24 protein-coding genes are annotated in these 25,743 nt (G+C 72.8%); 19 read left to right on the top strand and 5 right to left on the bottom strand.

The features are described from left to right. The first annotated feature begins 2 nt into the window (after positions 1-2). Genes AB0I29_RS07700 through AB0I29_RS07680 form a run of 5 tightly spaced genes read left to right on the top strand, consistent with a single transcriptional unit; the run spans position 3 to position 6,984 of the window. A complete protein-coding gene (locus AB0I29_RS07700; RefSeq protein WP_357480013.1) occupies positions 3-1,883 on the top strand; it encodes a propionyl-CoA synthetase in 1,881 nt (626 codons plus the stop codon). Positions 1,884-1,912: 29 nt separating this feature from the next. Next, positions 1,913-3,715, top strand: a complete 1,803-nt coding sequence (locus AB0I29_RS07695) for a beta-N-acetylhexosaminidase (protein ID WP_357480010.1) — start codon at positions 1,913-1,915, stop codon at positions 3,713-3,715. Then, positions 3,712-5,286, top strand: coding sequence for an amidohydrolase family protein (locus AB0I29_RS07690; protein ID WP_357480007.1), 1,575 nt, complete (start codon positions 3,712-3,714; stop codon positions 5,284-5,286). The genes AB0I29_RS07695 and AB0I29_RS07690 overlap by 4 nt, the downstream gene beginning before the upstream one ends. A gap of 59 nt (positions 5,287-5,345) precedes the next feature. Beyond that, positions 5,346-6,551: an alanine racemase gene (locus tag AB0I29_RS07685; protein ID WP_357480004.1), complete on the top strand. Its 1,206-nt coding sequence runs from the start codon at positions 5,346-5,348 to the stop codon at positions 6,549-6,551. Between the two features lie 28 nt (positions 6,552-6,579). Then, the gene (locus AB0I29_RS07680) at positions 6,580-6,984 is read left to right on the top strand and encodes a RidA family protein (RefSeq protein ID WP_357480001.1); all 405 of its coding nucleotides are present in this window, start codon (positions 6,580-6,582) and stop codon (positions 6,982-6,984) included. Between the two features lie 6 nt (positions 6,985-6,990). Here the strand turns inward: AB0I29_RS07680 and AB0I29_RS07675 are convergent, their stop codons facing one another. After that, positions 6,991-7,965, bottom strand: coding sequence for a DUF4349 domain-containing protein (locus tag AB0I29_RS07675; protein ID WP_285102895.1), 975 nt, complete (start codon positions 7,963-7,965; stop codon positions 6,991-6,993). Positions 7,966-8,273: 308 nt separating this feature from the next. Here AB0I29_RS07675 and AB0I29_RS07670 point away from each other — a divergent pair, with 308 nt between their 5' ends. From AB0I29_RS07670 to nagB, 6 genes are all read left to right on the top strand, one after another. Beyond that, positions 8,274-9,428 carry an ROK family transcriptional regulator gene (locus AB0I29_RS07670; RefSeq protein ID WP_357479997.1) on the top strand — a complete coding sequence of 385 codons (1,155 nt, stop codon included), beginning with the start codon at positions 8,274-8,276 and terminating at the stop codon, positions 9,426-9,428. Positions 9,429-9,518: 90 nt separating this feature from the next. Beyond that, positions 9,519-10,811: an extracellular solute-binding protein gene (locus tag AB0I29_RS07665; RefSeq protein WP_285102898.1), complete on the top strand. Its 1,293-nt coding sequence runs from the start codon at positions 9,519-9,521 to the stop codon at positions 10,809-10,811. Between the two features lie 137 nt (positions 10,812-10,948). Beyond that, complete coding sequence (locus AB0I29_RS07660; protein ID WP_285102900.1) at positions 10,949-11,899, top strand: sugar ABC transporter permease; 951 nt, start codon at positions 10,949-10,951, stop codon at positions 11,897-11,899. Next, positions 11,896-12,750, top strand: coding sequence for a carbohydrate ABC transporter permease (locus AB0I29_RS07655; RefSeq protein WP_357479992.1), 855 nt, complete (start codon positions 11,896-11,898; stop codon positions 12,748-12,750). Before AB0I29_RS07660 ends, AB0I29_RS07655 begins: the two co-directional genes overlap by 4 nt. A gap of 65 nt (positions 12,751-12,815) precedes the next feature. Next, positions 12,816-13,817, top strand: a complete 1,002-nt coding sequence (locus tag AB0I29_RS07650; RefSeq protein ID WP_357479989.1) for an ROK family protein — start codon at positions 12,816-12,818, stop codon at positions 13,815-13,817. Beyond that, positions 13,817-14,596, top strand: a complete 780-nt coding sequence (nagB, locus tag AB0I29_RS07645) for a glucosamine-6-phosphate deaminase (RefSeq protein ID WP_357479986.1) — start codon at positions 13,817-13,819, stop codon at positions 14,594-14,596. Before AB0I29_RS07650 ends, nagB begins: the two co-directional genes overlap by 1 nt. A gap of 41 nt (positions 14,597-14,637) precedes the next feature. Here the strand turns inward: nagB and AB0I29_RS07640 are convergent, their stop codons facing one another. Next, the gene (locus tag AB0I29_RS07640; RefSeq protein WP_357479983.1) at positions 14,638-15,993 is read right to left on the bottom strand and encodes an ATP-binding protein; all 1,356 of its coding nucleotides are present in this window, start codon (positions 15,991-15,993) and stop codon (positions 14,638-14,640) included. 126 nt (positions 15,994-16,119) lie between these two features. Here AB0I29_RS07640 and AB0I29_RS07635 point away from each other — a divergent pair, with 126 nt between their 5' ends. The 5 genes from AB0I29_RS07635 (at position 16,120) to AB0I29_RS07615 (ending at position 20,937) form a co-directional block, all read left to right on the top strand. Then, on the top strand, positions 16,120-16,422 hold the full coding sequence (locus AB0I29_RS07635) for a DUF3039 domain-containing protein (RefSeq protein ID WP_285102909.1): 303 nt from the start codon (positions 16,120-16,122) through the stop codon (positions 16,420-16,422). Further along, complete coding sequence (locus tag AB0I29_RS07630; RefSeq protein WP_285102911.1) at positions 16,419-18,224, top strand: DEAD/DEAH box helicase; 1,806 nt, start codon at positions 16,419-16,421, stop codon at positions 18,222-18,224. Before AB0I29_RS07635 ends, AB0I29_RS07630 begins: the two co-directional genes overlap by 4 nt. Before the next feature lie 92 nt (positions 18,225-18,316). Beyond that, positions 18,317-19,765, top strand: a complete 1,449-nt coding sequence (locus AB0I29_RS07625; RefSeq protein ID WP_285102913.1) for a nicotinate phosphoribosyltransferase — start codon at positions 18,317-18,319, stop codon at positions 19,763-19,765. Between the two features lie 171 nt (positions 19,766-19,936). Beyond that, positions 19,937-20,188: an ATP-dependent Clp protease adapter ClpS gene (gene clpS / locus AB0I29_RS07620; protein WP_285103167.1), complete on the top strand. Its 252-nt coding sequence runs from the start codon at positions 19,937-19,939 to the stop codon at positions 20,186-20,188. Further along, positions 20,185-20,937: a DUF2017 family protein gene (locus AB0I29_RS07615; RefSeq protein ID WP_285102914.1), complete on the top strand. Its 753-nt coding sequence runs from the start codon at positions 20,185-20,187 to the stop codon at positions 20,935-20,937. The genes clpS and AB0I29_RS07615 overlap by 4 nt, the downstream gene beginning before the upstream one ends. Before the next feature lie 15 nt (positions 20,938-20,952). Here the strand turns inward: AB0I29_RS07615 and AB0I29_RS07610 are convergent, their stop codons facing one another. Together AB0I29_RS07610 and murI are read right to left on the bottom strand one after the other, a co-directional pair. Next, a complete protein-coding gene (locus AB0I29_RS07610; protein WP_285102915.1) occupies positions 20,953-21,780 on the bottom strand; it encodes an MBL fold metallo-hydrolase in 828 nt (275 codons plus the stop codon). Continuing rightward, entirely contained in the window at positions 21,780-22,583 is an 804-nt protein-coding gene (gene murI, locus AB0I29_RS07605; RefSeq protein WP_285102916.1) for a glutamate racemase, read from the bottom strand. Before murI ends, AB0I29_RS07610 begins: the two co-directional genes overlap by 1 nt. A 143-nt stretch (positions 22,584-22,726) precedes the next feature. Between murI and rph the strand changes: the two genes are divergently transcribed. Next, positions 22,727-23,482, top strand: a complete 756-nt coding sequence (gene rph / locus AB0I29_RS07600) for a ribonuclease PH (protein ID WP_357479976.1) — start codon at positions 22,727-22,729, stop codon at positions 23,480-23,482. Further along, positions 23,479-24,090: an RdgB/HAM1 family non-canonical purine NTP pyrophosphatase gene (rdgB, locus tag AB0I29_RS07595; RefSeq protein ID WP_357479973.1), complete on the top strand. Its 612-nt coding sequence runs from the start codon at positions 23,479-23,481 to the stop codon at positions 24,088-24,090. The genes rph and rdgB overlap by 4 nt, the downstream gene beginning before the upstream one ends. Here rdgB and AB0I29_RS07590 read toward each other — a convergent pair. Further along, entirely contained in the window at positions 24,087-24,485 is a 399-nt protein-coding gene (locus AB0I29_RS07590; RefSeq protein WP_285102921.1) for a DUF3054 domain-containing protein, read from the bottom strand. The genes rdgB and AB0I29_RS07590 overlap by 4 nt on opposite strands. Positions 24,486-24,660: 175 nt before the next feature. On the opposite strand from AB0I29_RS07590, the gene AB0I29_RS07585 reads away from it, so the two are divergent. Next, positions 24,661-25,662 (top strand): trypsin-like peptidase domain-containing protein, encoded by a 1,002-nt coding sequence (locus AB0I29_RS07585; RefSeq protein ID WP_357479969.1) that lies wholly within the window; start codon positions 24,661-24,663, stop codon positions 25,660-25,662. Positions 25,663-25,743: the final 81 nt, after the last annotated feature.

Genomic DNA, 25,743 nt, shown 5'->3' with positions numbered 1-25,743 from the left:
CCATGGCCGACTACGCGGACGTCTACCGGCGCAGCCTCACCGACCCCGAGGGGTTCTGGGGTGAGCAGGCGGCACTCGTCTCGTGGTTCCGCAAACCGACCCGGGTGCTCGACGGCGACAACGCGCCGTTCTACCGCTGGTTCCCCGACGGGCGGCTCAACACCTGCTACAACGCGCTCGACCGGCATGTCATCGCGGGACGGGGCGAACAGACCGCGCTGATCTACGACAGCCCGGTCACCGGCGACGCGGAGACGATCAGCTACGCCACCCTCCTGCAGGACGTCGCGGCGTTCGCCGGCGCCCTGCGCGACCTCGGCGTCGAACAGGGCGACCGTGTGGTGATCTACATGCCCATGGTGCCCGAGGCGGTCGTCGCGATGCTCGCCTGCGCCCGCCTGGGCGCGGTGCACTCGGTGGTGTTCGGCGGGTTCGCCGCGAACGAGCTGGCCGTGCGGATCGACGACGCGCAGCCCAAGGTCGTCGTGTCGGCGTCCTGCGGTATCGAGCCGAGCCGGGTCGTGGAGTACAAGCCGCTGCTGGACCGGGCGCTCGAGCTGGCCGACCACGCGCCGGCGTCGTGCGTGGTGCTGCAGCGGCCGCAGGCCGTGGCGACGCTCGTCGAAGGGCGGGACCTGGACTGGGCCACCGCGATGCGTGCCGGGCGCACCAACCCCGCGCCCTGCGCCGAGGTCGCGGCGACGGACCCGCTCTACATCCTGTACACGTCGGGCACCACGGGCCGGCCCAAGGGGATCGTGCGCGACAACGGCGGGCACGCCGTCGCGCTGGCCTGGTCCATGCGCAACATCTACGACATCGAGGCCGGTCAGGTCTGGTGGACGGCGTCCGACGTCGGCTGGGTGGTCGGGCACTCGTACATCGTCTACGGGCCGCTGATCGCGGGCGCGACCACCGTGCTCTACGAGGGCAAACCGGTCGGCACGCCGGACGCCGGCGCGTTCTGGCGCGTGGTCGCCGAGTACGGCGTCGAGGCGCTGTTCACCGCCCCGACCGCGATCCGCGCCATCAAGAAGGAGGATCCGGAGGGGATCCTCGTGGCCGCCCACGACACGACCTCGCTGCGGCACCTGTTCCTCGCGGGGGAGCGGCTCGACCCCGGCACGTACGAGTGGGTGGGCCGGATCCTCGGGGTGCCCGTCGTGGACCACTGGTGGCAGACCGAGACCGGGTGGGCCGTCGTCGCCAACCTGCGCGGGCTCGACCCCATGCCCACCCGGCCCGGGTCGCCGTCGGTGCCCGTGCCGGGCTTCGACGTGCAGGTGCTGCTGCCGGACGGGTCGGTCGCGGGACCCAACCAGGAGGGGAGCCTCGCGCTCCGGCTGCCGCTGCCGCCCGGGACCCTGCCCACGCTGTGGCGCGACGACGCGCGGTACGTGTCGTCGTATCTCGCCGCCTTCGACGGCTACTACCTCTCCGGCGACGGCGGCTACGTGGACGACGACGGCTATGTCTACGTCATGGGCCGCACCGACGACGTCATCAACGTCGCGGGCCACCGGCTGTCGACCGGCGCGATCGAGGGGGTGCTGGCGAGCCATCCCGCCGTGGCCGAGTGCGCGGTGATCGGCGTCGCCGACGAGCTCAAGGGGCAGGTGCCGCGCGGCCTCGTGGTGCTCAAGGCGGGGGTCGACCCCGAGGGCGTCCCGGCCGAGCTCGTCGCCGCGGTGCGCGACCAGATCGGCCCGGTCGCCGCGTTCAAGGACGTCGAGATCGTCGCCGGGCTGCCCAAGACCCGCTCGGGCAAGATCCTGCGGCGCACCATGCGCCAGCTGGCCGACGGCGAGCACCCCACGGTGCCCTCGACGATCGAGGACCCGGCGGTCCTGAGCGCGCTGGAACCGATCCTCCGCCGGGAGTGACCGTCCCCTGAACGGGACGCCGCGCTAGGGTGTCCGGCGTGCACCAGCCCGGAGATCCTGGCCTTGTTCCCCTGCCTGCGTCGACGCAGGTGCCGGGAGGTTCGGTGCTGCTCCGTGACGGCGCGCGGGTCCTGACCGACCCCGCCCTGCGGCCCGCCGCGCGCTGGTGGCGCCGGGTCACCGAGGAGGCCTTCGGGATCGACCTCGTGCCGGTGACCGACGGGCCCGCCGACGTCGTCCTCGCCCTCGCGTCCGACCTGCCTGCCGGGGGCTACCGGATCGAGGTGCGCGCGGACTCCGCGGCACCCGGGACGGTGCACGTCGAGGCCGCGGACCTCGCCGGCGCCCACGCCGCAACGCAGACCCTGCGCCAGCTCGCCGGCCCGGCCGCCTTCCGCCGGGCGCCCGCGGACTACCAGGGACCGTCCGGGGGTACCCCGGCACCCGTGCTCCCGGTCGTGCGGATCGAGGACCACCCGCGGTTCGCCTGGCGCGGCGTGCTGCTCGACGTGGCCCGCCACTTCCTGCCCAAGCACGACGTGCTGCGGTTCGTCGACCTCGCCGCCGCCCACCGGCTCAACGTGCTGCAGCTCCACCTCACGGACGACCAGGGCTGGCGCGTGCAGATCGACCGGTACCCGGAGCTGACGCGCACCGGGGCCTGGCGGCGCGAGTCCACCGTCGGCACCTGGCGCACCGGCTCCCGCGACGGACGTCCGCACGGCGGCTTCTACACGCAGGACGACCTGCGCGAGATCGTGGCGTACGCCCGCGACCGCGGGATCACCGTGGTGCCCGAGATCGACGTGCCCGGCCACGTCGAGGCCGCCGTCGCCGCCTATCCCGAGCTCGGCACGCGCAAGGACCGCAGCGGCGTGCGCACCACGTGGGGCATCAGCCAGGACGTGCTCGACCCGTCCGAGGGTTCGCTCGCGTTCTTCCGGCACGTGCTGGACGAGGTGCTGGACGTGTTCGACGCGCCCTGGATCGGCCTCGGCGGGGACGAGGTGCCGCCGACGCTCTGGCGCGAGTCGCCGCAGATCGTCGAGCGCGCCCGGGCGCTGGGCCTGTTCGGGCCGGACGGCGCCGTGGACGTCAGCCGGCTGCACGGCTCGTTCGTCGCCCGGCTGGCCGAGCACGTGTCCGCCGCGGGCCGCCGTGCCGTCGTCTGGGACGAGGCCGTCTCGCCGATGCTCCCGCGCGACGTGATCGTCACCTCCTGGCGCGGGTATGCCCAGGGCGCCGCCGCGCTCGCCGCGGGGCACGACGTCGTCATGGCGCCCGAGCAGGCCGTCTACCTGGACCACCGGGCCGGCGACCACCCGGCGGAACCCATCCCGGTCGGCTTCCTGCGCACGATCGAGGACGTCTACGCCTTCGACCCGCTCCCGGCGGAGCTGGTCGAGGCGCAGCCGGTCGGCGGCCGGACCGGGCGGCTGCTCGGCGCGCAGGCCCAGGTGTGGACCGAGCACCTCGACAGCGCGCGCCGCGTCGACTACGCGACCTACCCGCGGCTGGCCGCGTTCGCCGAGGTCGCCTGGTCGCCGCGCGGCGACCGGGAGCCGGGCTCGGCGGCGTCGAAGGAGTTCCTGGACCGGCTGGAGCGGCACCACCTGCCGCGCCTCGACGCGTACGGCGTCGAGTACCGGCCGCTCGCCGGGCCGCACCCCTGGCAGACCCGGCCCGGCGTCCAGGGCTACCCGCGGGACCTCGCGGCCGAGACCGCCGTCGGCGGCTGGGCCGGCCTCGGCGGCTGGCGGGAGGACGGCGGCGTCGAGAACCTGCCGGAGCGGAGCCCGGTGGACGACCCGGCCCCGGAGCGCGACACGTGACCGGCACCGTCCAGGTCCGCGGCGCCCGCCTGCCCCAGCCCGACGGGACCCTGTCCGAACCCCTGGACCTGCACGTCGTGCGGGGCCGGATCGCGGCGATCGCCCGCGCGGGCGCGCGGGACCTCGCCGTGCCGGACGTCGCGGGGCCGGAGGCACCGACCCTCGACGCGCACGGCCGCGTCGCCCTGCCCGGGTTCGTGGACGCGCACACGCACGCCGAGGCGGCCGTCTTCGAGCCGGACGTGCAGCTCGCGATGCTCCGCCAGGGCATCACGACGATCGTGACCGGCCAGGACGGCGTGTCCTTCGCGCCGTCCGACCCCGCCACCTACGCGTGGGCGAGCACGTACTTCGCCGCGATCGACGGCGACCACCCCGTGTTCGCGGGCGGGTCCGTGGGCGACCTTCTGACGACCTACCACCGCACGGTCCCGGTGAACGTCGCCTACCTCGCGCCCCACGGCACCATCCGGTACCGGGTGCTGGGGGCGGCGCAGCGACCGGCGTCGGACGACGAGATCGCGGCCATGACGGACCTGCTGGAGCAGGCCCTCGACGACGGCGCCTGCGGCCTGTCGACGGGCCTCGAGTACGTGCCCGCCGCCTACGCCGACGAGCGCGAGCTGGTCGCTCTTGCGAAGGTGGTCGCCGCACGCGGGCTGCCGCACGTCAGCCACATGCGCGGCTACGAGGACAAGGGCGTCGCCGGGCTCGACGAGCTGCTGCGGATTGCCCGCGCGTCCGGCGTCGCCACCCACGTGTCGCACCTGCACGGTCCCGCCGGCGACCTGCTGGACCGCATCGGGGCGGCGCGCGCGGCGGGCCACGACCTGACCTACGACTCCTACCCCTACCTGCGCGGCTGCTCCATCCTGTCGATGGTCTCACTGCCCACGTGGCTCCCCGTGGCCGACGCCGCCGCGACCGTCGCCGCCCTCCGCGACCCCGCCATCGCCGGACGCCTGAGCGAGCACTTCGCCGGCCTGAGCGACCTCTGGCCGCGGATCACCTTCGCGTCCGTGCCCGGCATGGAGTGGGCCGAGGGCATGACCCTGCCCGACGTCGCGGCCCGGCTCGGGCGCTCGGCCTCCGACACGGTGGTCGAGATCCTCACGACCACCGCGCTGCGCGCGAGCTGCGTGTTCGCGCAGCCGCCCACCAACTCGCCCGAGTCGGTCCGCACGCTCGCCGGGTACGAGGGCCACCTCGCCGGGTCCGACGCGATCTACCGGGGCGGCCGGCCGCACCCCCGCGGCTGGGGCGCCTTCGCGCGGTTCCTCGACGAGCACGTGCGCCGCGGCGCGTGGAGCTGGTGGGACGCGGCCGAGCACCTGTCGGCCCGGGCGGCCCGGCGGTTCGGCCTCGCGGGCCGCGGCCGGCTCGTGCCCGGTGCCGTGGCGGACCTCGTGCTCGTGGACCCGGGCCGGGTCCAGGACGAGGCGACGTACGAGCTGCCGCGCACGCCGGCCACGGGCATCGAGGACGTGCTGGTGGCCGGGATCCCCGTCCTGGCGAACGGAGCCCTCACGGGAGAGACCCCGGGGCACGGCCTGCGGCCCGCATCGGGGTAGTAACGCCCGACAAACGGACCGTTTCGTCGGCACACCGACCCGCACGGCAAGATGGGGGCGTGCTGCGCATCGACGACCCCCGGTTCTCCTGGCCCCTGCTGACGCTCGACGAGCCGGCGCTGGACCACAACATCGCCACCGTCGCGGGCGCCTTCGCCGCCGCGGGCGTGGAGCACGCACCGCACGTCAAGACCCACATGTCCCGCCAGATCTGGGAACGGCAGGTCGCCGCCGGGGCGTGGGGCGCCACCGTGGCCACGCCCGCGCAGCTCCGCACGGCGCTCGGCTGGGGCATCCCCGGCGCCGGGCGCCGGGCGTTCCTGGCGAACGAGCTCGTGGACCCCCGCGAGATCGCCTGGCTGCGCACCGCCCTGGGTGACGGCACCGCGGACGAGGTCTGGGTCTACGTCGACTCCGCGCGCGGCGTCGACCTGCTCGCCGCCGGGTTCGCGGGCGCCGCCCCGCAGGTCGCGGCGCGGCTCGGTGTGCTCGTGGAGCTCGGCGTCCCGGGCGGCCGCACCGGCGCGCGCACCGTGGCCGACGTCGCGGCGCTCGCGGGCCGGGTGCACGACGCCGGGCTGCGCCTGGTCGGCGTCGCCGGCTACGAGGGACCCGTCGCGGGCGGCACCAGCGACGAGGAGCTCGCCGCCGTCGGCCGGTGGTGCGACGGGCTGCGGGAGGCCGGGGCGCGGGTCGCGGACCTCGTCGACGGGCCCGTGGTGCTGAGCGCGGGCGGCAGCGCCTTCGCCGACGTCGTGACGCGGCGCCTCGGGGAGCCGCTCACCGCCGCGGACGGCGGGCAGGTGCCCACCCGCATCGTGCTCCGGTCCGGCGCCTACGTGACCCACGACCACGGCCACTACCTACGCACCGACCCGTGGACCCGCCTGGGCGCCGAGCCGCTGCGCCCCGCGATCACGGTCTGGGCCTCGGTGCTGTCCGCCCCCGAGCCCGGGCTGGTCATCTGCGGGATGGGGCGCCGCGACGTCTCGTTCGACATCGACCTGCCGACGCCGCTCGTGGTGCGCCCGGCCGGCGCCGACGGCCGGATCGGCGACGCCCGCGAGCTGTCCGGCGTGGCCGTGACCGCGCTCAACGACCAGCACGCCTACCTGTCCCTCGACGCGGCCGCGGACGGCGCGCTCCGGCCCGGCGACGTGGTCGGGTTCGGCATCTCGCACCCGTGCACCACGCTCGACAAGTACCGCACCGCCCTGGTGACCCGCGGCGACGAGGTCGCCGAGCAGGTCACGCTGAGCTTCTGACCGAACACCGAACCACAAGGAGATACCGATGACCGCGAAGACCGCCATCTCGACCCCGGACGCCCCGGCGCCCGCGCACACCTTCCACCAGGGCGTGCGCAAGGGACCGTTCGTGCAGGTCTCGGGCCAGGGCCCCATGGACCCGGCGACGAACGAGTACGTGCACCTGGGCGACGTGGCCGCCCAGACCACCCGCACGCTCGAGAACGTCCGGGCGATCGTCGAGGCCGGCGGCGCGACGTTCGACGACGTCGTGATGCTGCGGGTCTACCTCACCAAGCGTGAGGACTTCGCGATCATGAACGAGGCCTACGGCGAGTTCGTGACCAAGCACTGCCCCGGCGGCGTGCTGCCGAGCCGCACCACCGTGTTCACGGGGCTCCCGCGCGAGGAGATGCTCGTCGAGATCGACGCGCTCGCGGTCACCGACTGACCCGGACTACTCCGCGGGGGCGGGCTCCGGATCCGGTGTGGGGGAGGCCGGGCCGCCGTCGCGGCTCCTGGCCACCTGCCGGCGCACGCCGACCACCACCAGCAGCACCAGGCCGGCCAGCACGAGCCACGGCGTGATCGCGCCGAGCACGAGGACCACCACGTTGAACGTGCTCACCAGGGCGCTCCACCCCGCGGACAGGCCGCCGAGGAACCCGCCGGGCCGGGCCTGCGCCGCCGGCGTGCCCTCCGCGACGATCTCGACGTGCAGGGTGGACATCGCCACCTCGTCCGAGAGCCGGTTCCGCTCGGACACCCGCGAGTCCAGCTCGGCCTGACGGGTCGCGAGCTCGGCCTCGATCTCGATGAGGTCGGCGGTGCGGTCGGCGCCGGCCATGAGCTCGCGCAGCCGGTCGGTCGAGGTGCGGAGCGCCTCGATGCGGGCGTCGAGGTCCTGCGCGGTGCCGGTCACGTCCACCGTCTCGACGTGCCGGTCGCGCACGTCGCCGAGCTCGTCGAGGGCGTCGAGGGTGGCCGAGACGCGGTCGGCGGGGATACGGAGCGTCATCGACGCGCTGCCCAGCTCGTCGTCGGTCTCGGCACGCTCGTCCCGGGCCTCGACGCGGCCGCCGGCCTCCTCGACCAGGTCGGCGATCTGCTCGGCCGCGTCGAACGGGTCGTCCACCACGAGGGTCGCGTTGCCGGTGGTGATGAGCTCGCGGTCGACGGCCTCCTCGCGGGCCTCGGCGACGCCGATGGCACCGGCGGCCCCGTCGGCCGCGGTGTCGGGCGCCGCCATCTCGCTGCGTGCGGCGCCGCCGTCGGTCGCCGCCTCGGATCCGCTGGAGTCCCCTGCTCCGCCGCCCGAACATGCTGCCAGGGACACGGCGAGCGCGCCCCCGACGACTGTTGCCAGAAGTGCGTGGACGAGTCGGCGCGCGGGCGGGCCCGCGTCCCCCAGGGCAGACCGGTTGCGCATCATGGGACGAGCGTAGGAGCCCGACGGTGTCGGAACCCGCCTCACCTGAGAACTGTGATCCCTTTGTGAACTTGTGGCCCTGGTGACCCGATTTTTCATTGGTTTTGCACGGTTCTTGATCACGTTCCGGTCACGTCGTGCTCCTCTCGCCCGCTTACGGCAGGCTCGCTTTCGTCAGGCACGTGAAGTAATCCGTCCACGTCGAACAGGGCATGTCCCCTGCCAGGAGCAGCGTGACCCAAGTAACAGTCTTGTTACGGGTCATACCGGGCAATGGACAGGGACTCTGTTAAGGAGGTCTACTAACAAACATGGCGACGGCGACAGAACGCAGCGGCACCGGGCGAGGGCTCGGGGCACGGCTGCGCGCGACGTCCAAGGTGCTCCCCGAGCACGCCAGGGCGCACAACAGGTCCCTGGTGCTGCAGCACCTCTTCCACGAGGGGCCCACCTCCCGGGCCGACCTCGCACGATCCACCTCGCTCACCCGCGTCACGATCTCCGACCTGGTCTCGGTGCTCATCACCGAGGGCCTGGTCGAGGAGCTCGGCACGCGGCCCGGCCAGCGCGTGGGCAAGCCCGCGATCCTGGTGGGCCTGCGCACGGACGCCTACCAGATCGTGGCGGTCGACCTCACGGAGCACGGCCACATGCGCGGCGCCGTGCTCAGCCTCACCGGCGAGATCATGGTGCGCCGTCAGCTCGACATCGACGGGCGCACGGGCGACGAGCTGGTCGACCTGCTCACCCGGTTCGTCCGCCGGCTCGTCGCGGCGGCCAGCCACCCGGTGATCGGCGTCGGCGTCGGCTCGCCCGGCATCATCGACCTGGACGGGCGCGTCGTCGAGGCTCCCAACCGCGGCTGGTACGACGTGCCGCTGGCGGCGATCCTGGGCGAGCGCCTGGGCCTGCCCGTGCACGTCGCGAACGACGCCAACACCGCGGCGCTCGGCGAGTTCACCTACGGCGGGGCGACCGGCAGCATGCTGGTGGTCACCCTGGGCGCGGGCGTCGGCGCGGGCGTGGTGGTCGACGGCGTGCGGGTGCACGGCCAGCACGACGCCGCCGGCGAGATCGGCCACGTCACCGTGGTCGACGACGGCGAGCCGTGCGCGTGTGGCCGCGTGGGCTGCCTCGAGACGGTGCTCTCCGTCCCGGCGCTGCGGCGCGCGGTCGCGGACAAGAGCCCAGAAGATTCCGACGCCGCCCTGGCGTCGGCCGGCCGGGTGCTGGGCGTGACCCTCGCCCCGGTCGTCAGCGCGCTCAACCTCACGGAGGTGCTGCTGAGCGGTCCGCGCGACCTGCTCGACGGCCCCCTGCGCGAGGCTGCGCTGGACACCATCCGACAGCGGACCATGCCGGCCATCAACACGGGCCTGCAGCTGCGGATGGCCGCACTCGACGAGGACGTGGTGCTGGCGGGTGCCGCCGTCCTCGTGCTTTCCGCCCAGCTGGGGGTCTCGTGAGCATCAGTGCGCACGCGTGGGCGGTGGGCATCCCATCGAGCTTTCCCTTTGTTCCGCGACACACGGTCGTATCCCGGGAGGAACCCACACGTGAACAAGAACCGTCTCGTCGGCGCTGCGGCGTCGGCGATCACCCTGACGCTCGCGCTCAGCGCCTGCGGTAACGCCGGCGGTGCTGCCGCCCCCGAGGAGACCGGCCCCGGCGAGGTCCGGGTCTGGCTCGTCGGTACCGACACGCCCCCGGAGGCGCGCGACTACCTCAAGAAGACCTTCGAGGAGGCGAACCCCGGCAGCACCCTCACGATCGAGGAGCAGGCCTGGGACGGCCTGGTCGACAAGTACACGACGGCGCTGGCCGGCTCGGACGCCCCCGACGTGGTCGAGATCGGCAACACGCAGGCCGCCGCGTTCACCTCGGCGGGCTACTTCCGCGAGATCACCGCGGACGAGTTCGAGAACCTGGGCGGCGCCGACCTGCTCCCGGGCTTCGTCGAGGCCGGCGACTGGGAGGGCAAGCACTACGCCCTGCCGTACTACTCGGGCTCGCGCGTGGTCTTCTACTCCGAGCAGGTCCTGGGCGACACCCCCGTGCCGACCACGCTGGACGAGTACGTCGAGACGGCCGTCGACCTGAAGACCGACGACCTGTCGGGCGTGTACTGGCCCGGTCAGGACTGGTACAACGCGCTGCCCTTCATCTGGGAGAACGGCGGCTACGTCGCCGAGCAGGCCGAGGACGGCACGTGGGACGCCGGCTTCTCCTCCGAGGGTGGTCTCGCCGGCCTGGAGCAGATCCAGACGATCATGACCAAGGGCAACAACGCCCCGTCCGACGCGCAGGAGACCGACCTGCAGGTGCCGTTCTGCGAGGGCAAGGTCGCCTTCCTGTCGGCACCGAGCTGGATCCAGTGGTCCATCAACGCGCCCGAGAAGCCCGAGGACCCGGACGGCGTGCCCGGCTGCGCCTCCACCTACGGCTCCGACCTCCAGGGCCTCGCCCTGCCGGGCAAGGACGGCGGCGCCGCGCAGGTGTTCGCCGGCGGCTCCAACATCGCCATCGCGCAGAAGTCGGCCCGCCCCGACCTCGCGATGAGCGCCTACGAGATCCTGCTCAGCGACGAGTACCAGTCGATCCTCGCGGGGATCGGCCTGTTCCCGGCCAAGACCTCGCTCTTCGAGAAGGTCGACCAGTCGACCTCGATCGGCAAGGCCGCCGCCGAGGCCGCCGCGAACGCCAAGCTCACGCCGGCCTCCCCGAAGTGGGCCGACGTCGAGTCCCAGAGCCTGCTGCAGACCGCCTTCTCGCGGATCGCCGCCGGCGATGACGTGAAGACGGTGGCCGAGAAGCTGGACGCGGACATCGAGGCGATCCTCAACAGCTGATCCCTGGTCAGCACGACTTCCCGTCCCGCCCGGTGACCTCAGGATCCCGGGCGGGACGGGACACCACTGCCCGTCTGACGCCTTCGGCCGCTCCTTCGCGGAGCGCGGCTGTCGTGCGCCTCGCAGGAAGACAGGACATGAGCTCCACACTTCTCGACCCACCGGTGGCGCCGTCCCACCAAGAGATCCGGCAGAAGAACCGGACCCCCTACCTGCCCTGGCTGATGCTCTCGGCCACGATGATCCTGCTCGGCGTGCTGACGGGCTACCCCGTCGTCCGCCTCGTCGTGATGTCGTTCCAGGAGTACGAGCGCGCCCAGCTCATGGGCCTGCCCGCCGAGTGGGTCGGGTTCGACAACTACGCGACGATCCTCACCGACGTCGACGGCTTCTGGACCGTCCTGCTGCGCAGCTTCGTGCTCATGGTCGTCCTCGTGGTGATCACGATGGTGATCGGCATGCTCGTCGCCCTGTTGATGATGCGCGTCGGCAAGGCCCTGCGGCTCCTGGTGTCGGTGGGCCTGCTGCTGGCCTGGGCGATGCCGTCGCTGGCCGCGACCACCGTGTGGGGCTGGATCTTCGACACGCAGTACGGCGTGGTGAACAACCTGCTCACGGCGATCACCGGTGACCGGTGGTTCGGCTACTCCTGGCTGCTCAACCCGTTGTCGTTCTTCACGATCCTCACCTGCATCGTCGTGTGGGGCGCGGTGCCGTTCGTCGCGTTCACGCTGTACGCGGGCCTGACGCAGGTCCCGGAGGAGGTCATGGAGGCGGCGCAGCTCGACGGCGCGAGCGCGTTCCAGCGCTTCCGGCTCATCCAGGTGCCCTACGTGCGCAGCATCATCACGGTGCTCGTGGTCCTGTCGATGATCTGGGACCTGAAGCTGTTCACCCAGGTGTTCGTGCTGCAGGACATCGGCGGCGACCGCGAGCTGACCAACACCATCGGCGTCTACATCTACCAGATGGGCATGGCCCAGGGGCACTACGGCCTGGCGAGCGCCATCGGCGTCGTCTTCGTCGCCGTCATGCTGGCCATCGCCTATCCCTACGTGCGGCGCACGCTGCGGGAGGACGAGCAGTGATCAAGATCCGCAAGCGCCTGGCCGACACCGGGTACGGCGTCATCGCCGTGATCGTCTTCGCCCTGTCGGCGTTCCCCGTGTACTGGATGGTCAGTACGTCGTTCCTGCCGAACAACCGGATCCGCGGCGAGAACCTGGCGTTCTTCCCGACGCCGGACGTGTTCACCCTGGACAACTACCGCTCGGCGATGTTCGGCCAGGTGCGGGCCCCCTTCTCGCCGGCCGTGGCGAACTCCGTCGGTGTCACGTTCCTGACCCTCGTCATCACCCTGGTCGTGGGCTTCGTCGCGGCGCTGGCCCTCACCCGGTTCCAGTTCAAGGGCCGCCGGACGTTCATCGTGCTGATCCTCGTCGTCCAGATGATCCCGGGAGAGGCGATGATCATCTCGATGTTCCGGATCATCGACGGCTGGCAGCTCCTGAACACGATCATCGGCCTGACCATCGTCTACGCCGCCGGTGTGCTGCCGTTCACCGTCTGGACGCTGCGCGGATTCGTGAACGGTGTACCCAAGGAGCTGGAGGAGGCTGCGATGATCGACGGGTGCTCCCGGGTGGGCGCGTTCTGGCGGGTCACGTTCCCGCTGCTCGCACCCGGCCTGGTGGCCACCGGCGTGTTCGCCTTCATCCAGGCGTGGAACGAGTTCGTCATGGCGCTGGTGATCATGCAGCGGCCCGACTCGATGACCCTTCCGCTCTGGCTGCGGACGTTCGTGCAGGCCACGCAGGCCACCAACTGGGGTGCGGTGATGGCCGCGTCGGTGCTCATCGCCATCCCCGCGGTGATCTTCTTCCTGATCGTGCAGGGCCGGATGACCGGCGGGCTGGTCTCCGGCGCGGTGAAGGGCTGATGGGCGGTAGGCGGAAGTCCGGAAGCGGCAGTTCCACGAGTAGGTCGAGCAAGCGAAAGGTCGGGATGGGAAAGGTCGGCAAGCGGGAGGGTGGTGCCCGGTCGGTGACCGGGCGCGCGTCCGAGTACACGGTCGGCCTCGACATCGGCGGCACCAAGATCCTCGGTGCGCTCCTCGATCCGGCGGGCGAGGTGGTCGCCACGGTGCGCCGGTCCACGGTGCACGGCGCCGAGGGCCTGGTCGCCGGCGCGGCGCAGGCGGTGCGGGACGTGGTGGAGTCCGGCGGGGTGGAGCTCGCGTCGGTGGTCGGCGTCGGGCTGGGTATCCCCGGCATCGTGGACCACGTGTCCGGCACCGTGAAGCACGCGGTCAACCTGGGGGTGCACGACGACGAGCTGCCGCTCGCCGACCTGCTCTCCCTGGCCCTGGGCGGGGTGCCGGTGGTGGTCGAGAACGACCTCAACGTGGCCGCCGTCGGCGCCGCGCACGTGCTGGAGCGCTCGGAGGGCCAGGACGGCGGGGCGCCGGAGCACGAGGACCTCGCGTTCCTCGCGCTGGGCACAGGACTCGCGTCCGGCCTGGTGCTGGACGGCGAGCTGCGCCGGGGCGCGAGCGGCGCGGCCGGCGAGATCGGGCACATCCCGGTGGACCCGCACGGACCGGAGTGCCCGTGCGGCCAGCGCGGCTGCCTGGAGCGGTTCGCGTCGGGCAAGGCGCTGGAGGCGGCCTGGCCGTCACGGTACGGCAAGCCCGCCCCGGTGGAGCTGTTCGAGGCGGCACGCGCCGGCGACGAGGAGGCGATCGCGGTCAAGGACCGGTTCGCGTCCGCGACGGCGTCCGCCGTGCGTCTGCTGGTCCTGGCCACCGACGTGCGGCACGTCGTGCTCGGCGGCGGCGTGGCGCTGCTCGGCACCGAGCTGCTGGACGCGGTGCAGGACGCGCTGCGCGAGCAGGCCAAGGTGTCGTCGTTCCTCGGGTCGCTCAAGCTCGCGGATCGGGTCAGGCTGGCGCCGACGCACGTTCCGGTCGCGGCGGTGGGCGCCGCGGTGCTGGGGAGGAGGAGCTGATGGAGGTCGTGATCGCGCCGGCGGCGGAGCTGGCGAGGCTGGCGGCGGACGCCGTGGAAGGTCTGCTGCGGGGCAACCCGGAGGCGGTGCTGGGGCTGGCCACGGGGTCGTCGCCGCTGGCGGTGTACGACGAGCTGGCCACCCGGCACAAGGAGGGGCTCTCGTTCGCGCGGGCCCGGGCCTTCATGCTCGACGAGTACGTCGGTCTGAGCGCCGACCACCCCGAGCGGTACCGCAACGTGATCGAGAAGGAGATCGCGTCACGGGTCGACTTCGTCCCTGGTGCGGTGCAGGGTCCCGACGGCCTCGCGGACGACCTGCCCGCGGCGTGCGCCGCCTACGAGCAGGCGATCACGGATGCCGGGGGAGTGGACCTGCAGATCCTGGGGATCGGCACGGACGGGCACATCGCGTTCAACGAGCCGGGTTCCTCGCTCGCCTCCCGCACCCGGATCAAGACCCTGACGAAGCAGACCCGGGAGGACAACGCCCGGTTCTTCGGCGGGTCGGTCGACCTGGTGCCGCGGCACTGCCTGACGCAGGGGCTGGCCACGATCATGGCGGCGCGGCACCTGGTGCTGCTGGCCACGGGGCGGGCCAAGGCCGAGGCGGTGCACCAGCTCGTGGAAGGCCCGGTCTCGGCGATGTGGCCCGCGACGATCATGCAGCTGCACCCGCACGCGACCGTGCTGGTCGACGACGCGGCGGCCTCACGCCTGCAGCTCGGCGACTACTACCGGCAGACCTACGCGGACAAGCCCGACTGGCAGGGCCTGTAGCCACGTGCCGGACGCTCAGGGTGACCTGAGCGCCCGACACGTCAGAGGTAGTTGCCCGCGACCGGCGCGGGCTTCCACCGGCCCGACGTCGCCACGTCGGCGACCCGGCTCGTCGTGAGGCCGTCGGGGCCGTGCTCCAGGATCGAGCGGCGGGCCACCTCGCGCAGGTCGGCGCCCGTGGCCCCGTCCAGGTAGGACGCGACCAGGTCCACGTCGACGGGGGCGTCCGGCGGCAGGAAGAGCCGCAGGATCTCGGTGCGTCCCGCCCGGTCCGGCGGCGGCACCTCGATGATCGTGTCGAACCGCCCCGGGCGCTTCACGGCCGGGTCCAGCGCGTCGGGGTCGTTCGTGGTGGCGAGGGTCAGCACGTCGTCCGAGCTGCGGGTCCCGTCCAGGGCGTCGAGGAACTCGGCGAACGAGGTGTCGCCGCGCGAACCCTTGGAGGCGACCGAGTCGATCTCCTCCAGCACCACGAGGCACGGACCGAGGCCACGGATCTCCTCGTACAGCTCGGTCATCCAGGTGCGCAGCACCTCGGCCGTGACGAGCACGACCGTGAGCGGCCCGGCGAGCTCCGAGGTGATGACCCGCGTGAGCTTCGTCTTGCCGACGCCCGGCCGGCCCGCCAGCAGCAGGCCGCGCGAGGTCGTGTGTCCCAGGGCTCGCAGCGCCTCGCGGCGCGTGGTCACGCTGGAGCAGAACAGGTCCACCTCGCGCCACAGCTCGGCGGGCAGCACCACGTCGTCGCGCACCTGGACGGTGTGCCGGACCGGGGTCAGCTCGACGGTGCCGTTCCCGGACCGCGCCGACAGCACGCCGCCCCGGTACGGGTGGTCCGCCTCCAGCGTGCGGGTCAGGTCCGCGAGCACGCGCTCGGCGAGCGCCAGCCCGCCCGGCGGCGTGAAGGCGGTGATCGTGGGTGTCCCATAGCGGTAGGCCACCTCGACGGCGACGGCCGTGTCGTAGGCGGACCCGGCCGGGAACAGCACCGTGGCGACGGCGGGCACGCTCACCGAGGTGCCGTCGCCGAGGTCGAGCGCCGCACGCTGCGGTGCCCCGCCGGGGCCGAACACGGCGACGTCGTCGGGGTGCCGGTCCACCCACCGCTGGAGCGCGTAGGCGTGCAGCCGCTGCAGGGTGCGCGACATGTCGCGGGAGACGTTGACGAGCGTGCTCTCGTCGACGTCCCACCGGAGGGCCAGCCACTCGCTCGACGAGCGGGGCTCCTTGGGGCGCTCCGGGACGGGGCGGCCGAGCATCGCGGCGACGGCGGCGACGGCGCGACGGGCGGCCTCGTCGTGGTCGCCGAAGTCGGGCCAGACGGGTTCGGGCGCGCCGCGGGGGATCGCGTAGGTCTCGGGCAGGGTGAGGCTCCTCTCAGGGCGGGGATGTGACATGCGGACAGTTATATCCGTCGTCACCGACACGACCGCAAGGAATTCCGCGCACCGGTTGTCCGGAACGGTGGTCGCGGGGGCGTGCCGACGGCGTCGGTGTCGGTGGTCCCGCGTAGACTTGTCGGTATGACCGAACCACTCTCCAACCCGCAGGACGAGCCCGTGACACAGGGCGGTACGAGCGTCCTCGAGCGCGAGGAGACCCGGGAGGAGACGGAGCCGGGAGACCACGAGCGTTTTGCGCACTATGTGCGCAAGGAGAAGATCATGCAGTCCGCCATGAGCGGCAAGCCCGTGATCGCGCTCTGTGGCAAGGTCTGGGTCCCGGGTCGTGATCCGGGCAAGTTCCCGGTGTGTCCCCGGTGCAAGGAGATCTACGACGGTCTCCGCGATCCGCAGGACGGCGGCGAGGGCGACTCCACCAAGTGACGAGCCAGCCGCAGCAGCTGCCCCACACACCGTCGTCTGCGGCCGCTTCGTCGCTCAGCCCTGCCTTTCCACGCCGTGCCCCCTGGGGTACGGCGTCGAGTCTGCGCGCCTGGCAGGCGGAGGCCCTGGAGCAGTACCGCGTGACGAACCCGCGGGACTTCCTGGCCGTCGCCACCCCGGGCGCGGGCAAGACGACGTTCGCGCTCCGTATCGCCACCGAGCTCCTCGAGCAGGGCATCGTCCGGCGGGTCACCGTCGTGGCCCCCACCGAGCACCTGAAGACCCAGTGGGCCGACGCCGCCGCACGCGTCGGCATCCGCATCGACCCGGCCTTCAAGAACTCGCAGGGCCGGCACGGCTCGCACTACGACGGCGTCGCGCTCACCTACGCGCAGGTGGCGGCCAAGCCGGCGCTGCACCGTGCCCGCACGGAGGCGGCGCGCACCCTCGTGATCCTCGACGAGGTGCACCACGGCGGTGACGCCCTCAGCTGGGGTGACGCCGTCCGCGAGGCGTTCGAGGGCGCCGAGCGCCGCCTGGCGCTCACCGGCACCCCGTTCCGCAGCGACACGTCCGCCATCCCGTTCGTCCAGTACGAGGCCGACCGCGAGGGCATCCGCCGCTCCAAGGCCGACTACACCTACGGCTACGGCGAGGCGCTGCGCGACCACGTCGTCCGGCCCGTGCTCTTCCTGTCCTACGCCGGCGACATGCGCTGGCGCACCAAGATGGGCGACGAGGTCAGCGCCCGCCTCGGCGAGGCCATGACCAAGGACATGACCGGGCAGGCGTGGCGCACCGCGCTGGACCCCGAGGGGCAGTGGATCCCGTCGGTGCTCGCGGCGGCGGACAAGCGCCTCACCGAGGTGCGCCGCACGGTGCCCGACGCCGGAGGCCTGGTCATCGCGACCGACCAGGACAACGCGCGCGCGTACGCCACGCACCTGCAGGAGATCACCGGCAAGCGCCCCGTCGTGGTCCTCTCGGACGACGAGGGTGCCTCCGGGCGCATCGAGGAGTACGCGCAGGGCGAGGACCGCTGGATGGTGGCGGTGCGCATGGTGTCGGAGGGCGTGGACGTGCCACGCCTCGCGGTCGGTGTGTACGCCACCAGCGCCTCGACGCCGCTGTTCTTCGCCCAGGCGATCGGCCGGTTCGTGCGCGCCCGCAAGCGCGGCGAGACGGCGTCGATCTTCCTGCCGAGCGTCGCGCCCCTGCTGAACCTGGCGAACTCGATGGAGCAGGAGCGCGACCACGCGCTCGACCGGCCGCGCACGGCCGAGGAGCAGGGCATCGAGTACGACCCGGAGGCCGCGCTGATCGCGGAGGCCAACAAGGAGGAGAAGGCGTCGAGCGAGCTGCTGGGCTCGTTCCAGGCGCTGGAGGCCCAGGCCTCGTTCGACCGCGTCCTGTTCGACGGCGGCGAGTTCGGCACGAGTGCCGACCTCGGCTCCGCGGAGGAGCAGGACTTCCTCGGCCTGCCCGGGCTCCTGGAGCCCGACCAGGTGGCGACGCTGCTGCGGCAGCGCCAGGCCGACCACCTCAAGGCGCGCGGCGGTGCCCCCACCGCGCGCGAGGTGGAGAACGAACGGTCCGAGCAGGAGCACCGTCGCGCGGGCGAGCTGCGCAAGGAGCTGTCCAAGCTCGTCTCCGCGTGGGCCAAGCGCAGCGGGCAGCCGCACGGCGTGGTCCACACCGAGCTGCGCCGCAAGTGCGGCGGGCCCGAGGTACCCCTGGCGACCGCCGACCAGCTCGAGGCACGCGTGGCCCAGGTCCGGCGCTGGTTCGTCGGTCAGAAGTAGGACGGGAGCGAGAAGATCCGCATGGTGAGACAAGAGGCCGTCCTGGCCGTATTCGCCCGGCCCAGGCCAGTTCTCTGGCCTACCGTGAGTGCATGACCGACGAGCTTCGGAGCATCGGCGCTCCGCTCACAGACTCGTGGCCTGCGCTCGACAACGGTGTCGGTGAACCGCGGCCGCTTCCCGCAGCACCCCTTCCGGCGGTCCGCCCGTCGGTCGCCCTGCTGACCGACCGCTACGAGCTCACCATGCTCCAGGCGGCGCTCGCCGACGGCACCGCCCACCGGCACTGCGTGTTCGAGGTGTTCACGCGGCGCCTGCCCGCGGGCCGGCGCTACGGCGTCCTGGCGGGCACCGGTCGTGTCCTGGAAGCGCTGCCACACTTCGTCTTCGAGGACGCCGAGCTGGCCTACCTCGAGCAGAACGGCGTGGTGGACCGCCGGACGCTCGACTACCTCGCGAACTACCGCTTCACCGGGACCATCCAGGGCTACGTCGAGGGCGAGGTGTTCTTCCCCGGCTCGCCCGTGCTGCAGGTCGAGGGGTCGTTCGCCGAGGCCGTGCTGCTGGAGACCCTGATCCTGTCGATCCTGAACTACGACTCGGCGGTGGCTTCGGCGGCCTCCCGCATGACGAGCGCGGCCGGGAGCCGGCCCGTCCTGGAGATGGGTTCCCGCCGGGCGAGCGAGCAGGCCGCCGTGGCGGCGGCCCGGGCCGCCGTCATCGGTGGTTTCGCCGGCACGTCTAACCTCGAGGCCGGGATGAGGTACGGGCTCGACACCATCGGTACGGCGGCGCACGCCTTCACGCTGCTGCACGACAACGAGCGGGAGGCCTTCGCGTCGCAGGTCGCCTCGCTGGGCCCGGGCACCACGCTGCTGGTCGACACCTACGACGTGAAGCAGGGCGTGGCGACCGCCGTCGAGGTGGCGGGGACCGGGCTGGGCGCGGTGCGGCTCGACTCGGGCGACCTCGGGGGACTGGCGGGGGAGGTCCGCCGTCAGCTCGACTCGCTCGGCGCGCGGGACACCAAGATCGTGGTCACCTCCGACCTCGACGAGTACGCGATCGCGTCGCTGGCCGCGGCCCCGGTGGACGTGTACGGCGTCGGCACGTCGCTGGTGACGGGGTCGGGTGCGCCGACCTGCGGCATGGTCTACAAGCTGGTGGCACGCGCCGACGCGTCGGGCGTGCTGCAGCCGGTGGCCAAGGCGTCGGCCAACAAGGCGTCGGTGGGTGGGCGCAAGGCCGCAGCGCGGCGCTACGGCCGCGACGGGTACGCCGTCGAGGAGATCATGGTGACCGGTCCGGACACCGCGGTGGCGGAGTGGACGCCCCAGAGCGACGACCTCCGGCCGCTGCTCGCCCCGCTGGTCGTGGACGGCGCCGTCGACTCGCGCTGGGTGGGTCCGTACGGCGTCGCGAACGCGGCGATCAACCACGGCATGGTGCGCGCCGAGCTGCCGCGCGGCGCCCGCCGGCTGTCCAAGGGCGACCCGGCGATCCCGACCGTGGACCTCCGGCTCGACGACCTTCGCGACTGAGGTCACAGCCCGGCGACAACTTGGTGGGAATCTCTGACAGGGGTGTCCAGTCCAGGGACGAAACAGCCTAGAGTGAGACCTGTGACAACTTCCCCGCTGCCGCTGCTCGTGCCCCTGGGGTCAGCCGGGACGGCCGTCGAGGAGGACACCGAGGAGGCGCTCGCCTCCGGGATCGCCGACCCGTGGGTGACGATCGTCTGGAACGACCCGGTGAACCTGATGTCCTACGTGACGTACGTGTTCGAGAGCTACTTCGGGTACCCACGCGCCAAGGCGGAGCGGCTCATGACGCAGGTGCACAAGAACGGTCGCGCAGTCGTGTCCAGTGGTGGGCGCGAGCGCATGGAGGTGGATGTGCAAGCGATGCACGGGTACGGGTTGTGGGCGACGCTGCAGGAGTCGGGCGCGCGGGGAGCCGCATGACACCGTTCCGCGCCATGCGGCGGGGTTACGAGGCTCGGTTCGAACCGGTGGAGCGCGTCGTCCTCGCCAAGGTGGCCCGTGACGTCTCCGCGATGCTTCGCGAGGAGGCGGGCCTGGACCTGTTCGCCGACGGCGACGACCCGGGGCCGTCGTCCCACCACGCGCCGGGCAAGGGGCAGGCCTGGGCCAACGGCCTCCTCGCGCCGGACGAGCTGACCGACGCCGACCTGGCCCGGCTCACGGGGGTGACCGGCGTGGGGCGCGTGCCCACGGACCCCGCGGCGCAGCGGCTCCTGCCGGACGCGAGCAAGGACGACGCGGACATCGCCGACGAGTTCCGCCGGCTCACGCAGAACGACGTGGCCCAGGCCAAGGTGGACCGGCTCGAGGCGTTCGCCGCGCTGCTCGACCTGCCGTCGGGCGAGGACGCCCCCGAGCCGCTGGGTCGGCACGGCGCGCCGCCGCCGGTGCGCGTGCCCCGCGAGGACGCCGAGCAGTTCGCCGGGGCGCTCACGGACGTGCGGCTGGTGATCGCCGAGCGGCTCGGCCTGAAGACCGACGACCAGGTCATGCAGCTCACCGACGAGATCATGTGGGACCGGCAGGCCGGCCGCGAGATCCCCGTGGCCACCGACGGGCGGGCCGCCCGCCGGTTCTGGTCCGGGGTGTTCGTCGCGGCGGGCTACGCCCAGGAGACCCTCATGGACGTGATGCTCGCGGAGCTGCGCGGACGGCGGCCGCTGGCCTAGCGGCCGCGCGCCCGGTCAGAGCTCGTAGACGGTGCCCGGCTTCGCGATCTCCACCGGGCCCGCGTAGGAGCGGCGGGCCTCGGCCAGGGAGTCCTCCGGGTCGTTCCACACGGGCAGGTGCGTGAGCAGCAGCCGGCGGGCGCCGGCCTCGGTCGCGACCTGCCCGGCGCGGTGCCCCGTGAGATGGATCCCGCGCTCCACGGCGTCGTCGCGCCCCTCCAGGAACGCCGCCTCGCTGAGCAGCAGGTCGGCGTCGCGCGCGAGCTCGACCACGGAGGTGCAGGCGTCGGTGTCGCCCGTGTACGCGAGCGTCGTCGTGCCGCCGGACGCCGACGGGCCGGTGACCCGCACGCCGTACGTCTCGACCGGGTGGTAGACGCGGTACGGCTCGATGGTGAGCGGCCCGACCTCCACCAGCTTGTGCTCGGCCCACGACCGGAAGTCGAAGTCGTTCTCCATGGACTCGCCGTCGCTCAGCCCGTAGGACAGGGCGACGTGTCGCTCCGCGGTCGACGGCCCGTAGACGGGCAGCGGCTTGTCCCGGCGCCCGGCCCGCAGCGACCCGTGCTCGGGGTGGTAGCGCAGGTAGACGTAGAGCCCCGCGAGGTCCGCGCAGTGGTCGGGGTGCAGGTGCGAGATCGACACCGCGTCGAGCGCGTGGGGGTCGACGTGCTGCTGCAGGGCGCCGAACGCGCCGTTGCCGAGGTCGAGCAGGACGTTCCAGTCGCGCGCCTCGTGGCCGGCCGCGGCCGACTCCGCCGCGGTGACCTGCACCAGGTACGACGACGCGGGCGTCGCGGGGCCGGGGAACGAGCCGGAGACCCCCAGGGGGATAAGGCGCATCAGACGGCCTCCACGAGGGACACCTCGGGGCCGAGGAACCGGCTGGCGAGCTGCCCGAAGGGCGCCGGGTCGCCGGTGGTCAGGAACCGGTGCACCGGGGCGCCGGCGTCGGGCGAGCGCTCCAGGTCGTGCGCCACGAGGGTGCGGTACACGTCCTTGGCGGTCTCGTCGGCGCTGGAGACCAGCGTGACATCCTCGCCCATGACGTAGGAGATGGCGCCCGCGAGCAGCGGGTAGTGCGTGCAGCCCAGCACGAGCGTGTCGACGCCGGCCGCCTTGACCGGGTCGAGGTACTCGTGCGCGAACTTCTGCACCTCCGGGCCCGACGTGCGGCCCTCCTCGACGAAGCGCACGAACTCGGGGCAGGCCTGGCTCGTGATCGTCAGTCCGGGGGTCACGTGGAAGGCGTCGTCGTACGCGCGCGACTGCACCGTGGTGCGCGTGCCGATGACGCCGATCCGGCCCGTCCGGGTGGCGGTCACCGCGGCCCGGGCCGCGGGCAGGATGACCTCGACCACGGGGATGCCGTGGCGCTGCTCGTACCGCTCACGCGCGTCGCGCATCATGGCCGACGACGCCGTGTTGCATGCGATGACCAGCATCTTCACGCCGTCCGCCACGAGCCGGTCCATGGCGTCCAGCGCCATGGCGCGCACGGCGGCGATCGGCTTGGGGCCGTACGGGCTGTTGGCCGTGTCGCCGAGGTAGCGGACCTGCTCGTTGGGTAGCTGGTCGAGGATGGCGCGCGCGACCGTGAGGCCGCCGAGGCCGGAGTCGAAGATCCCGATGGGCGCGTCGTTCACGGGGTGAAGCCTAGCGACGACATCGTGTCGGAACCGTTACCGGCGCCACGCCCAGTGCGTGACGCGCGACACGTTCCGGCAGGTCAGCGGGTTGCTTTCCGCACGGCGAAATGATCGCCGCCCGCACCACCTAGGCTGGGCGCATGACCTCCAGCACCGACCAGATCGTGCGCGCCGACGGGCGCGCCACCGACCAGCTCCGCCCCGTGAAGATCACCCGGGGATGGCTCGACGAGGCCGAGGGTTCGGTGCTCGTGGAGTTCGGGCGCACGCGCGTGCTGTGCGTCGCCTCGTTCACCGAGGGTGTGCCGCGCTGGCGCAAGGGCTCGGGCGAGGGCTGGGTCACCGCCGAGTACGCGATGCTGCCGCGCGCCACCAACGAGCGCAGCCAGCGCGAGTCCGTGAAGGGCAAGATCGGCGGGCGCACGCACGAGATCTCGCGCCTGATCGGCCGCTCGCTGCGCGCCGTCGTCGACATGAGCGCGCTGGGGGAGAACTCCATCGTGCTGGACTGCGACGTGCTCCAGGCCGACGGCGGCACCCGCACCGCCGCGATCACCGGCGCGTACGTGGCCCTCGCCGACGCCATCGCGTGGGGCCGCCGGCACGGGCACATCAAGGGCGGCAAGCAGGTTCTCGCAGACTCGGTCGCCGCCGTCTCGGTGGGCATCATCGACGGCACCCCGATGCTCGACCTGCCCTACGTCGAGGACGTGCGCGCCGAGACGGACATGAACGTGGTGGTCACGGGCGGCGGCAAGTTCATCGAGGTGCAGGGCACCGCGGAGCACGCGCCGTTCGACCGCGCCGAGCTGGACGCGCTGCTCGACCTCGCGGTGGGCGGCACGGCCGAGCTCGCCAGGATCCAGCAGGACGCCCTCGCGCGGGAGCTCGCGTGACCGCCCGGATCGTCCTCGCCACGCACAACGCCAAGAAGGCCGTCGAGCTGCGTGCGATCCTCGCCGCGGCCGGCCTCGACCTGCCCGACGGCGAGCTGGTCACCTCGGGCGAGGTCGGCGCGCCGGAACCCGTGGAGGACGGTGTGACGTTCGCCGAGAACGCCCTCATCAAGGCGCGCGCCGTGTGCGCGGCGACCGGCCTGCCCGCCGTCGCCGACGACTCGGGCCTGGCCGTGGACGTGCTGGGCGGGGCGCCCGGCATCTTCTCGGCCCGCTGGGCCGGCAAGCACGGCGACGACCTCGCCAACCTGGAGCTGCTGCTCGGCCAGCTCGGCGACGTGCGCACCGAGCACCGCCAGGCCGGCTTCGTGTGCGCGGCCGCGCTGGTCACGCCCGACGGGCGCGAGGAGGTGCGGCTCGGCGAGATGCGCGGCGTGCTCGCCACGGCGCCGCGGGGGAGCAACGGGTTCGGCTACGACCCGATCCTGGTCGTGGACGAGGTACGGACCGCCGCGGAGCTGTCCGCGGACGAGAAGAACGCGATCTCCCACCGCGGCAAGGCGTTCCGCGCGCTGGCGCCGGTGGTCGTCGAGGTGCTGGGCGCCTAGCTCGCCGCCGCGCGGGCCTGGCCGCGGCGGATCCCCGCCACCAGGCCGCGCCAGCCGAGCATCGTGATCGCCAGGAAGATCGCGGTGACCAGGGCGAACGACCACGCCAGCCCGCCGCCGGCGAGGCCGCGCAGCGCCAGGCCGCCGAGCACGGTGACGGCCCAGATGATCACGCCGGTGGGCCAGACGCGGGCCGGGTCGCGCCAGGCGCGGCTCACGGCCCAGCCGATGGCGGCGGCCAGCGCGAAGGGCCACACCACGCGGCCCAGGGCGGCGACCAGCGACCCGTCGTGCGACGCGATGCCGACGACCGTGAAGACGAGGACGGCGACGGCGTCGGCCACGAGGGCGGGCCAGAACGGCGAGGTGCGGGAGGCGGGGGCAGTGGTGCTCACGGGTCGAGGGTAGTCCGCCGGCGACGCCGCCCGTGTTCGGTACCCCGAACCCTGTCAGCCGGGTGTCCCGGAGAAAATTTACATCCCGGACATACGCGCCTCTTGCGGCCGAATCACCCAGGCCGCAGGATCACACGGCCGCCACCCCGGCGGCGAGCGTGATCAAGGAGGCAGCATGCGTAGCAACCTCTCCCGCACCCTGCTCGGTGGTCTGGCCGCCCTGGCACTCGGCGGCAGCGTGGCCGTCGCGTTCGGTGCACCGTCGCAGGCCAGCGAGGCCACCGGCGACATCGCGGTACACAGTGCGGCGACCACCCGGGCGGCCCAGGACAGGGTGACCGACTACTGGACCCCGCAGCGGATGCGCGACGCCGTGCCCGCGGACGTGCTGGTGGCAGGCAAGGACAAGTCCTCGGCCGGCGACGCCGTGGCGGTGGGCAGCCCGACCGTCGTCCCGCAGGCCGCCGCCAAGCCGGCTCCGTCCGCGGCGTTCGTGGGCGGCTACTACTCGGGTGGCGGTGAGGTGGTCGACACCACCGGCAAGGTGTTCTTCACGCTCGGCGGCGTGAACTACGTCTGCTCGGGCAGCGCCGTGAGCTCCGGGAACAAGGACGTCGTGCTCACCGCCGGCCACTGCGTCAACGAGGGCCCCGGGGCGTTCGCCACGAACTGGGCGTTCGTCCCCGCCTATGACGACGGCGCCCGGCCCTACGGGACGTTCACCGCACGCCAGCTCACCACCACCACGCAGTGGCAGAACAGCGGCGACTTCGACTACGACGTCGCGTTCGCGGTGCTCAACACGCTCAACGGCGCCCATCTGACCGATGTCGTGGGCGGCCAGGCCATCGGCTTCAACCAGGCCCGCGGCCAGTACATGTACTCGTTCGGGTACCCGGCGGCCAACCCGTACGACGGCTCGGACATCGCGTGGTGCCACGGCACCGTCGTGCAGGACACGTTCGGCGGCAGCTCCGACCAGGGTCTGGACTGCAACCTGACCGGTGGCTCGTCCGGCGGCCCCTGGTTCGTCAGCTACTCCGAGTCCACCGGCGTGGGCGTGCTCAACTCGGTGAACTCGTTCAAGTACCGGGGCGGCAGCATGCGCAACTACATGTTCGGCCCGTACCTGGGCGACGTCGCACAGACGCTGTACAGCTCGGCCGCGTCGCTCTGACGCGTCGCGCCCTTCCAGGGCCCGCGGCTCCTCACCCCGGTGCCGCGGGCCCGCTCGACTTCGGGCCCCGGCGGGGTCCCC

This window comes from Promicromonospora sp. NPDC050262 (genome assembly GCF_040655935.1).
Taxonomy (GTDB): Bacteria; Actinomycetota; Actinomycetes; order Actinomycetales; family Cellulomonadaceae; genus Promicromonospora.
This window is presented reverse-complemented; position numbering and strand designations above follow the sequence as displayed.